Annotated in this window: 9 protein-coding genes; 7 read left to right on the top strand and 2 right to left on the bottom strand. The window is 34.3% G+C overall.

Annotated elements, in window-relative coordinates:
• Positions 1-8: 8 nt before the first annotated feature.
• Positions 9-671 carry a thiamine diphosphokinase gene (locus ACNQF6_RS05085; RefSeq protein WP_315210120.1) on the top strand — a complete coding sequence of 221 codons (663 nt, stop codon included), beginning with the start codon at positions 9-11 and terminating at the stop codon, positions 669-671.
• A 3-nt stretch (positions 672-674) separates the two neighbouring features.
• On the opposite strand, the gene ACNQF6_RS05080 is transcribed toward ACNQF6_RS05085, so the two are convergent.
• Positions 675-1,541, bottom strand: coding sequence for an alpha/beta fold hydrolase (locus tag ACNQF6_RS05080; protein ID WP_417963848.1), 867 nt, complete (start codon positions 1,539-1,541; stop codon positions 675-677).
• Positions 1,542-1,697: 156 nt separating this feature from the next.
• Here ACNQF6_RS05080 and rlmF point away from each other — a divergent pair, with 156 nt between their 5' ends.
• From rlmF to uvrB, 5 genes are all read left to right on the top strand, one after another.
• Complete coding sequence (gene rlmF / locus ACNQF6_RS05075; protein ID WP_417963846.1) at positions 1,698-2,657, top strand: 23S rRNA (adenine(1618)-N(6))-methyltransferase RlmF; 960 nt, start codon at positions 1,698-1,700, stop codon at positions 2,655-2,657.
• 397 nt (positions 2,658-3,054) lie between these two features.
• Positions 3,055-3,666 carry an RNA polymerase sigma factor gene (locus ACNQF6_RS05070; protein ID WP_417963844.1) on the top strand — a complete coding sequence of 204 codons (612 nt, stop codon included), beginning with the start codon at positions 3,055-3,057 and terminating at the stop codon, positions 3,664-3,666.
• A gap of 89 nt (positions 3,667-3,755) precedes the next feature.
• Positions 3,756-4,871 carry a FecR family protein gene (locus ACNQF6_RS05065; protein WP_417963842.1) on the top strand — a complete coding sequence of 372 codons (1,116 nt, stop codon included), beginning with the start codon at positions 3,756-3,758 and terminating at the stop codon, positions 4,869-4,871.
• A 578-nt stretch (positions 4,872-5,449) separates the two neighbouring features.
• On the top strand, positions 5,450-8,440 hold the full coding sequence (locus ACNQF6_RS05060; RefSeq protein WP_417964481.1) for a TonB-dependent receptor: 2,991 nt from the start codon (positions 5,450-5,452) through the stop codon (positions 8,438-8,440).
• Positions 8,441-8,566: 126 nt separating this feature from the next.
• Positions 8,567-10,558, top strand: a complete 1,992-nt coding sequence (gene uvrB, locus ACNQF6_RS05055; RefSeq protein WP_417963840.1) for an excinuclease ABC subunit UvrB — start codon at positions 8,567-8,569, stop codon at positions 10,556-10,558.
• On the opposite strand, the gene ACNQF6_RS05050 is transcribed toward uvrB, so the two are convergent.
• Positions 10,555-10,956 (bottom strand): excinuclease ABC subunit B, encoded by a 402-nt coding sequence (locus ACNQF6_RS05050; protein ID WP_417963838.1) that lies wholly within the window; start codon positions 10,954-10,956, stop codon positions 10,555-10,557. The genes uvrB and ACNQF6_RS05050 overlap by 4 nt on opposite strands.
• A 56-nt stretch (positions 10,957-11,012) precedes the next feature.
• On the opposite strand from ACNQF6_RS05050, the gene ACNQF6_RS05045 reads away from it, so the two are divergent.
• Positions 11,013-11,834 (top strand): alpha/beta hydrolase, encoded by an 822-nt coding sequence (locus tag ACNQF6_RS05045; protein ID WP_417963836.1) that lies wholly within the window; start codon positions 11,013-11,015, stop codon positions 11,832-11,834.
• The last annotated feature ends 23 nt before the right edge of the window (positions 11,835-11,857 follow it).

The raw sequence follows: 11,857 nt of genomic DNA, 5'->3' as shown, positions 1-11,857 counted from the left end.
ACTTCATTATGTCTTCACACCATATCGTCCGCGACGACCAAGAACCTGCTTTAATCATTGCCAATGGCGCTTCCTGCAATCCGGAACTATTGGGTCAATTATTGGAATGGTCGCCACTTGTTGTTGTATTAGATTCGGCTATGGTGCGTGTCATGGAATTAGACATCAAAGTCGACGTCCTTTTAGGAGATTTCGATAGAGGATTTGATCCTGAAATTTATAAAACGTCACAATATCCCATAGAAATCATTCATACGCCGGATCAAAACAAAACCGATTTAGAGAAGGCTTTTGACTATTTAATCGAAAGAAAAATTCCTGCCGTAAATGTCGTTTGGGCAACTGGACGCAGAGCCGATCATACGATTACGAATCTTACGAACATTACGAGATACAGAAATCTATTGAAAATTGTCATTTTGGACGATCACTCGAAAGTTTTTCTATTGCCTAAGAAATTCGAAAAATGGTACACGGCAAATACTCCTATTTCATTAATTCCTATCGGTCACGTTACTGGAATTCATTCGAATAATTTATTTTATCCGTTGAAAGATGACAGTTTAACCATTGGTTACAGAACCGGAAGCAGCAATCATGTCATCAAGGACGGCATCGTAACAATAGAACATAACGAAGGTGATTTATTAATGATGGAATGTCTGGATTAGCATTTATTGTATATTCAACAAAGCATTTCTCACAATATCATAATGGCTCCAAGGAATAAAATGATTCGCTTTTTTGATCGTTATCGTATCGATTGATTTAGCATTGACAAACTTTTTTTGCATAAAGGCAACATTACTGTACGGCACTAAAGCATCTTTTGTTCCATGAAGAATGGTAACATCACAAGTAATCTTTTTCAGTTCTGGTTCTAAGTCCACCAAATCTTGTTTGAGCCACCACAACTCATCATTAGACGGGCGTAATGCTCCCGGAATTAAATAACGCAAAGGCGAAACTTTGATAACCGTTCTCCATTTTTCTGGGTTTTCAGCTTTCGGGTCTAATGATCCAGCCAGAATTACTAATCGTTTGTACCAAGTTGGATTATCCACAGCTAATTTAGCCACAACTGGTCCACCAACGGAATGTCCCACCAAAATTAGTGGCTTTTTATTATCGATTTTTTTTATAAACTCCGAAATTCTTTTCGATTGCACACTTAAATTTTGAGCATCCCCAAAATCACTGAATCCAAAACCCGGTCGGTCAATAGCAATCATTCGGTATTTTCTGAGCAATAAAGTATCCTGAAGATATTCTTTGAAAGCATTCCAACTTCCAGGTGATCCATGAATAAAAAACAAAGTTGGGCTTTGCGCGTTACCCGTTTCAACATAATGAATTTTATAGCCGTCAAAACCTATTGTTTTATCCTGAAATTCTGTTTTAGAGACAGCGAAAAATTTTTTCGTTTCCTTATTTGAAAATCGCATCGTCATACAAGACTGACACATTACGATATACAAAAATAGTAAACTGTAAACTATGTATTTCTTTTTAAAATGAAATGAGGCAGGTATAAAAGTCATACTACTTGTATTTTTTATAAAAGTAACCGTTTTTATGGTTCTAAAAAACGGCAATATTCTAATTTTATGATTTATTTCCCATCTGTTTAATGGCTCTAAGTAACGTTAGTGCTTTTACAAAATAGTTATGACTATATTTGCATCGAAATAAAGAAAATGAAAGCGAAAACGATTACCGAAAAGACTAATTTACATCCCAGAAATCTAGATAGATTTGGATATAATTTTGAGCAATTAATAGAAAAATCCCCTGAACTGCAACATTTTGTTTCTATCAACGAGCATAATATTGAGACTATTGATTTTAGTAATCCTGATGCCGTAAAGTCACTCAACAAGGCGTTATTATTATTGCATTATGACATTCAAAACTGGGATATTCCTAAAAATTATCTTTGTCCGCCCATTCCCGGAAGAGCAGATTACATTCATTATATAGCAGATTTATTAGCCTCAGGTAATAACGGAATCATTCCTGAAGGAGAAACTGTTCAAGGTTTAGATATTGGTGTCGGTGCCAATTGTATTTATCCAATAATTGGTAATTCAGCTTACGGATGGAGTTTTGTAGGAACTGATATCGATTTACAAGCAATTAAAAATTGCAGCGCCATCATTGAAGAAAATCCAAAATTGATTGATGCCATCAGTTTACAGCAACAAACGGAATCGCGTTTTATTTTTAAAAATATAATCACTCCTGAAGACAAATTTACGTTTACTATTTGCAATCCTCCTTTTCATGCCTCACAAGATGAAGCCACAAAAAGTACGGTTCGAAAAATCAATAATTTAGAATCTCGAAGCGCCGCGAGCAAAGTAACTAAACCTGTTTTAAATTTTGGTGGTCATAATGCTGAACTGTGGTGTGAAGGAGGCGAATTAGGTTTTGTTACCCAAATGATTTACGAAAGTGCTAAATATCCTATGCAGTGTTTATGGTTCACAACTTTAGTGTCCAAAAAAGAGAATCTTTCCAGTCTTTACAAAACATTAAACAAAGTAAGTGCTGTCGAAATTAAAACGATTGATATGGCTCAAGGCCAAAAAACAAGCCGAATTGTAGCTTGGACTTTCCTGAGTGCAGCACAACAAAAAAACTGGAAGTTCGAATAAAAAATCCTTTTCCGTTTAAATATTCAATCCCTCCAATCATTGTTTATAGTTGGGAAATTAGTCTATACCTATAATTTTTCCTGTTATACATTTAAAATAAAGCCCTCAAAAACCTTCCATTATTAAATCAATAATTAAAGTTCCATAAATTTATTTTACCGAGAAAAACATACAACTATTTAGGAATAGTTGTATTTCTTCCTGTTTTTAAGAACAAAAATTAATTTTAACATAATTTTACGTAAATTTGGTAAATAAATCTTTAAAAAATTATAAAGAAATTTCTTTTTACGATGCGTTAAAAAGGCAACTTAAAATCGCATTATTTAAACCAAATTAACTATTCTTTTTTCAGATTATTTTTGGTGTTTAAAATAAGTGATTTAATTCAAACTAAATGGTAGAAAAGCAACTCCTACATACCGAAATACTTGATGATTCCAAACTTTGGAACAGTCTGAAAGAAGGGAATGAAAATGCTTTTTCAATACTTTTTAAAAGACATTATTCCCATTTAGTCCGTTATGGAAGCTCCTTTCTTCCTTTTCCGGAAAAAGTGCAAGATTGCGTGCAAGACGTTTTTACAGATATTTGGATTTACAGAGACAAATTAAGTGATAAAGTGGTTGTAAAAGCCTACCTATTAGCTTCTGTTCGTAAGAGAATTAACAGAACACAAGAACGGGATCGTATTTTTAGGCTGAGTAGCTCAATAGGTACGGTTGAATTTTTATTTGATTTTTCAATTGAACACGAACTTATCTCGGATGAAACCACAGCTAATAAAGTGTCACATCTCAATCATCTGATTAATGATTTGCCTTCTCGACAAAAAGAAGCTTTATACCTTCGCTACACCCAAGAACTTACCGTAGACCAAATCGCCGATACATTGGATATTAATTATCAATCAGCAAACAATCTTTTGCACCGCGCTTTGTTAAGCTTACGAAAAGATTGGAAAGGAAATATCAGTGGTATTTTAATGCTGTTTTTATTTGCATTTTAGTCTTTCAAAAATAAATTCAAAAAAATATACCATTTAGTGAGTATCAATTAAAAAAATTGTCCTCTATACAATTGTAACCCCTTTTTTTGATGCAACACCGTAATAATTATACTGAGATAGAACACTTTTTAGCTGATGAATCATTCCGATTATGGGTGTGTTTCAAAGACGACCAACAACATTGGGAAGAATGGACTTTAGAAAATTCTTTTCGTGCTAAATTGGTTGAAGAAGCTAGATTATGGTTGTTAGCAATAAAAGTCCCCGCTGATAATTTAGCTACAGAAGATGTTCAACGCGCTTTGGAAGCTACTTGGGAAAAAATTGAAAGAACAGAAGAAAATAAAAAAGATACCGAAAAACCAGTTCTTAAACTTTTAAGAAAAAAATGGTTTAACGGAGTTGCAGCTGTTTTGGTTTTAAGTCTTTTATCTGGATGGTTGTACAATCAAAGTACTAGTTCTGAAAACACCGCGTTAAGTTATAGTGAATTGATCAATGAAAATGAGGAAGGTCTGGTTGAGCAAACTAATAATTCAGACAAACCACAAATTATAACCCTATCCGATGGTAGTTCTGTTTTATTACAACCCAATAGTAAATTAAGTTATCCAAAAATATTTATTGGCAATGAAAGAAAAGTGTACCTCTCCGGTGAAGGCTTTTTCGAAATCAGTAAAGACCCTAAAAAACCGTTTTTTGTATTTGCAAATGAAATAGTTACTAAAGTAGTTGGAACCAGTTTTAAAATAAAAGCATACGCTAATCAACCAAATGTAGAAGTTGTTGTTCGAACTGGAAAAGTAAAAGTAAGATCTAATGAATTAATCTCAAATACAGAAGACGAATTGATTGTTTTATTACCCAATCAAGCTTTACGATTCGTTCGAAAAAACTTAAGTTTCAATAAAATTACTGATATCACACAGGATGAATCATTGAGTAGTTCCACCAGCAATATAGAGCAATTAGGATTTGAATTTACTGATATTCCTGTTGCACAAATTTTTAAAACTATTGAACAAGCGTATTTAGTAAAAATTGATTTTCCTCAAACAAAATTAAAAGATTGCTATCTCACTACGTCTTTAAGCGATCAGCCGTTACCAGAAAAATTAAAAATTATTTGCAAAAGCCTTGGAAACAATACAAGTTATGAAATGAATGGAAACCAAATTATAATTATATCAGATGGGTGCAACTAACCGTAACTCGCCTATGAATTAAATCATATAATAAAAAAGCGCCGAAAATGCTGTAACATTCCCGACGCCTTGAATAAAATCAATTCACTCTCTGTAAAGAGTAATTGCAGTGTTCTACAAATACCCTAACTAACGAATATTAATAAAAACAGACCAAAACTATGAAAAAAACCGTCCTTAAACAACGACTACTAATTCGAATTATGAAAATAACCTTATTTCAATTTGTTTTAGCCCTTGTCTTTTCAAGTGTGACATTAGCGAACAATATCAGAGGTCAAAAAAAGCTGGATACTAAGGTAACTATTACCGTGACCGATTTGAACTTAGATACTGCGTTGACGAAACTTGAGAAATTGGCACATGTCAAATTTTCGTATAATTCGAGAATGTCACAATTAAATCAAAAAGTGAGTGTATATGCTAATAATGAAGCATTATCAAGTGTATTGACTCGCATTTTAAAACCACTAAAAATTAATTACACTGAAGTAAGCAATCAAATTATTTTACAAAAAGAAGGAATTGCTAAAACAGGAATTAATGGAGAATTTTTCTCGACTTTAAACCAAAACGCAATGGCTGAAATCATTAAAGGCCGTGTAGTTGATGAAAAAGGGGAATCTTTACCCGGTGTAACAATTCTTGTAAAAGGAACTACAAAAGGAACAACAACAGATATCGATGGAAGTTATACCATCAGTGCCGAAATTGGAGATGTTTTACAGTTTTCTTATGTGGGACTTGAAACTAAATCGGTAACTGTAACAGGTACAATAGTAAATGTTACTTTAACAGGAAGTGGAGAAACACTACAAGATGTTGTCGTGATAGGCTCTCGTAATCCTACACGAACTGTAACAGAATCTGCAGTCCCTATTGATGTGATTTCTATGAAAGAGATTGCTTCACAAGGAGCTCAAGTAAACTTAAACCAAATCTTAAATATGGTTGCGCCGTCGTTTACATCAAACACTCAAACAGTTGCTGATGGAACGGATCACATCGACCCTGCACAATTAAGAGGTTTAGGACCAGATCAAGTATTGGTATTGGTTAACGGTAAAAGAAGACATACTTCTTCTTTAGTGAATATTAATGGTTCCCCGGGAAGAGGATCTGTAGGAACAGATTTAAATGCAATTCCTGCTTTTGCTATCGAAAAAATCGAAGTATTGAGAGACGGAGCTTCCGCGCAATATGGATCTGATGCCATTGCTGGTGTTATCAACATCAATGTTAAGAAAAATACAAACAAACTAGAAGTTAACCTTTTTGGAGGAGGAAATCTTTCTAAAGGAGCAAATGATCATGATGGCGGTTTTGATGGTGGTAACTACCAATTAGACTTAAACTACGGAACAAGTCTTGGTAAAGAAAAAAGTTTTATCAATGCAACTGGTAGTTTCCAACTTAGAGATGCTACAAGCAGAGCAAAAGATGCAACTGGAACTTTATTCAATGGTTATAATGCCGTTGAACAAAGAGCTGCAGAAGCTGGAACTAATATTAATGCTTTGTTTGGAAACATAACAAATACTCCAAATACAGCTCAAATCCTTACTACAATAAAACAGTATGCTCCCGGTGTGTCTTATTTCACAGGTATACAGCAAACTGCAATACTTGGTGCCACTACAATTTCTCAAATGCAAACAGCATTAAATTTTGATGCTACAGCAGGCGAATTAGCTTACAGAGGTCTTGAAAGAAAAAATTTCAACATGAGAGTGGGACAATCTTCTTTACAAAGTGCCCAATTCTTTTTAAATGCTGCTTATCCAATCAATGATAAATTAGAAGCCTATGCCTTTGGAGGAACAAGTTTCAGAGAAGGAGAAGCTGCTGGTTTTTATAGAAGACCAAATCAAGCTAGATCATACACCGGATTATATCCAAACGGATTTTTACCGGAGATACATTCTACAATCAACGATGTATCTGTGGCAGCTGGTTTAAGAGGTATGATATTTGAAAACTGGAATTTTGATTTAAGTAATACTTTTGGAAAAAATGCTTTTAATTATGGAGTTGAAAACACAGTCAATGCTTCTTTAAGAGAAAATTCTCCTACTGAATTTGACGCCGGTGGTTTGGCTTTCGCCCAAAACACAACAAACTTTGATATGAACAGAAAATTTGATGTTCTTAAAGGATTAAACGTGGCTTTCGGTGCAGAGTACCGTCATGAAAACTACCAAATAAATGCAGGCGAGCCTGATTCTTACAATCAATATGATATTAATGGAGGAGTTGTAACAGGAACTACAGCTGCAAATGTAAGGGTTACTGACTTTTTTGGAGCAGCTAGACCAGGAGGATCTCAAGTATTCCCGGGTTTCAGACCAGCAAATGCAATTGATAAAGACCGTAACAGTGTGGCTCTTTATACTGATTTAGAATTAGACGTTACTGATAAATGGTTAGTAAACGGAGCAGTCCGTTTTGAAAACTACTCTGATTTTGGAAACACAACTAATTTCAAGTTAGCAACTCGCTATAAACTAACAGAAAACATCAATTTACGTGGTGCAGTTTCAACTGGATTTAGAGCGCCATCATTACACCAAATCTATTTCAATTCAACCGCTACACAATTCGTAGGTGGTGTACCATTTGAGGTAGGAACTTTCAGTAATGATTCACAAGCGGCACAATTATTAGGAATTCCTAAATTAAAACAAGAAGAATCTCAAAGTGCCAGCATTGGTTTTACTGCTAAAATACCAGAAGCAAATTTAACCTTGACAGCTGATGCTTACGTTGTACAAATAGATGACAGAGTGGTTCTTACTGATCAGTTTTCTAGACCAGGTGGAAATCCTGCGGCAGGAACTCCAAATGCAATTTTGAATGGATTATTTGATACAGCTGGTGCAACTGCAGCGACATTCTTTGCAAATGCAATTAATACAGAATCAAAAGGAATTGATGTTGTGATTAGTCATAAAACAAATTTTGGAAATAACATTTCTTTAAAAACTGATTTATCAGGAACTTTTTCCAATACTTACCGAGTAGGAGAAATTAAAGCTTCTCCAGTATTAGAAGCTGCAGGTCAGATAAACAGATACTATTCTGAAGCAAGTAGAGTGTACTTACAAGAAGCAATTCCTAGAGTTAAAGCTAATTTAACCAATTCTATTACCTACAAAAAATTCGATTTCTTCTTGAGAAATGTTTATTTTGGTAAAGTTACTGATCCAAATACTGCTGACGTAAATGGAGATGGAAGAGTTGAAGGTGTTATCGTAAACGGTCAAGCAGTAGAAATTGAGCATCCAATTTGGGGAGCAAAAATCATATCTGATTTATCTGTTGGTTTCAAAATTACTAGTGCTGCCAAAATTGTTATTGGAGCTAATAATATTTTTGATATTTATCCAGATGCAAATCTTGGTACACAAACTGCAATCAGACCAAGATTAGTATCAGGAGCTATTGATTATAAAGCTGCTCCTGCAACAATTGACTTATCAAATGCAAATCAATTCACATATTCAAGAAACGTCTCCCAATTTGGTCAAAACGGTCGTTTTGTTTTTGCCAGATTAAACTTCAGTTTCTAGAAAAACATTTTTATGATAGGAAGGCCATCAACAAAAAAGTTGATGGCCTTTTTTTGGCTTAAACTTTAACAAAAAAGAATTCAAACTTTGTACCTTTACAGTTCTAAAACTTTGCCCCTTAATTAAATGAATTTCCAAGTAGTATCAGATTACCAGCCAAAAGGCGACCAACCGCAAGCGATTGACAAATTAGTCCAAGGGATTATTGATGGTGATAAATTCCAAACACTTTTAGGAGTTACCGGATCTGGAAAAACATTCACAGTGGCTAATGTGATTCAGGAAGTACAAAGACCAACATTAGTTTTGGCACACAATAAAACTTTGGCAGCTCAACTATATTCAGAATTCAAACAATTTTTTCCAAATAATGCTGTGGAATATTTCGTTTCATACTACGATTATTACCAGCCTGAAGCGTTTATGCCCGTAACAGGTGTTTTCATTGAAAAGGATTTATCTATCAATGAAGAATTGGAAAAAATGCGTATGTCAACCACTGCTTCATTGCTTTCTGGACGAAGAGATATTTTGGTTGTCGCATCAGTTTCCTGTTTGTACGGTATTGGAAATCCGATAGAATTTCAGAAAAACTTGATTCCGATTGAAAAAGGGCAAATCATTTCCCGAACCAAATTATTGCATCAACTGGTCCAAAGTTTATATTCCAGAACTGAAGCCGATTTTAACCCCGGAAGTTTCAGAATAAAAGGTGATACAGTAGATGTTTATCCTAGTTATGCAGATGAAGCGTATAGAGTTCATTTCTTTGGTGATGAAATCGAGGAAATAGAAAGTTTCGACACAAAGAATTCTCAGGTCATCGAAAAATTTGACAGATTAACGATTTATCCTGCTAATATGTTTGTGACTTCTCCGGATGTTTTGCAAAATGCCATTTGGGAAATACAACAGGATTTAGTGAAACAAGTCGATTATTTCAAAGAAATTGGAAAACATTTAGAAGCAAAACGATTAGAAGAACGAACCAATTTTGATTTAGAAATGATTCGTGAACTTGGTTATTGCTCCGGTATTGAAAATTATTCCCGTTATCTAGATGGGCGTTTAGCTGGAACAAGGCCTTTCTGCTTGCTCGATTATTTCCCGAAAGATTACTTAATGGTAGTCGATGAAAGTCACGTGACACTTTCCCAAGTTAGCGCTATGTATGGCGGAGACAGAAGCCGAAAAGAAAATTTAGTGGAATATGGTTTTAGACTTCCAGCAGCAATGGACAATCGCCCTTTGAAGTTTGAAGAGTTTGAAGCCATGCAAAATCAAGTTATTTATGTTTCAGCAACACCCGCTGATTATGAATTACAAAAAACCGAAGGAGTTGTTGTGGAACAAGTGATTCGCCCGACAGGATTATTGGATCCAATCATTGAAATTCGACCAAGCTTAAATCAAATTGATGATTTAATTGAAGAAATTCAGGTTCGAGCCGAAATTGACGAACGTGTTTTGGTGACAACTTTAACCAAAAGAATGGCAGAAGAACTGGCCAAGTATTTAACCAAAGTCAATATTCGATGTCGTTATATTCACTCCGAAGTAGATACTTTGGAACGAATAGAAATCATGCAAGATTTACGAAAAGGAATTTTTGATGTGTTAATTGGTGTGAATTTACTTCGTGAAGGTTTAGATTTACCCGAAGTTTCTTTAGTAGCAATTTTAGATGCAGACAAGGAAGGTTTTTTACGAAGCCACCGTTCGCTTACGCAAACAATCGGTCGTGCAGCGAGAAACCTTAACGGTAAAGCAATTATGTATGCGGATAAAATTACGGCAAGTATGCAAAAAACTATTGACGAAACCAATTATCGTAGAACCAAACAAATTAACTACAATACTACGCACAATTTGGTTCCCCAAGCTTTGAATAAAAAAATCGAAAGCGCCTTTACCAAAAATCCTTTAGTAGATTATGAATTAGGGAATACGCTATCAACTGCAGCCGAACCTGTTACTGAATATTTATCAAAACCCGATATTGAGAAACGCATTCGAGAAAAACGAAAAAATATGGAAAAAGCGGCAAAAGAATTAGATTTTATGCAAGCTGCAAAATTACGAGATGAAATAAAAGCTTTGCAAGGGCAATTATCTTAATTGTGTTGTTCCTGAAAAACATTCAATAAAATCTTGCCATCAATGATAGCATTGGGCGCTTCATTCATCAACTTAAGAATTCGTTTTGTAGCTAAAGGATTTAGTCCCATATCAATCGCAATTTGCTGAATCGTTGTCATTTCTTTTTCATGTAAAATCCCATCACAATACATCAACAAAGCCAATCTGTAAAATTGTTGAATGCGTAAAAACTCGCTTTTAATAGGTAATTGTGGTAATTCTTGATGAAATAAATCTTTAAAAACAGCTGTTTCAAAACTCAATTCCTTAGCAATAATGGCTAAAAAATCATATTCTCTCTTATGCAAATGTCCATCAACAGTGGAAAAAGCAATCATCTCTAAAAGTAAACTCCTCTTTTCTTCGAATGTATTCATCAAATTATTATTTTTAGCTAAAATATTGTTTTTAAATCAAAACACAAAAACTAATAATGAATCGACTAAAGTTCCTGCTCCTACTCTTCTTTTTTGCAATAGCAAAGATTGCTGCTCAGGACTCTAAACAGTCAAATCAAAATACTGCGTCAAAACAAGTTTCCACTTTTAATATTGAAGCAATACAACTGCAAACAGTAAAGAAAATTTGGGTGTATCTACCCGATAATTATTTAACTTCAAAAAAGAAATTCTCCGTAATTTACATGCATGATGCGCAAAATTTGTTCGACGCTAAAACTTCCTATTCAGGAGAATGGAATGTGGATGAAAAACTGGACAGCCTAAAAGCGCCTGTTATTGTAGTAGGAATCGAACATGGAAATGATAAACGAATCGATGAATTAACGCCTTTCAAAAATGAGAAATATGGTGGTGGAAAAGCAGACAGTTATTTAGAATTTATCGTAAAAACATTAAAACCACAAATCGACAAAACGTATCGAACAAAAGCTAAAAAGAAAAACACTATAATCATGGGAAGTTCCCTCGGTGGACTTACTTCTTATTATGCCATTTTAAAATACCCTGAAATATTTGGAAAAGCGGGTGTGTTTTCTCCTTCGTTTTGGTACAGTAAAGACATTTATGATTTGACTGAAAAATCCAAAAAGATAAAATCTAAAATCTATTTCCTATGTGGAGATCATGAAAGTGATGACATGGTTTCGGATTTGAATAAAATGGAATATTTATTAAATTCAAATCGATGTTATTGTCTTAATTTGAATGAAAAAAAAATTGTAAAAGGCGGACAACACAATGAAAAACTCTGGCGTGATAATTTTGTAAAAGCAGTGTTATGGCTTGGTTATTAAATTTCCCGTTTAAAGAAACGTAT

The sequence above is a fragment of the Flavobacterium pasteuri genome, from assembly GCF_048286615.1.
GTDB lineage: Bacteria > Bacteroidota > Bacteroidia > Flavobacteriales > Flavobacteriaceae > Flavobacterium.
Note: the sequence above shows the minus strand (reverse complement) of the source record. Positions and strands in the feature narration are given on the sequence as shown.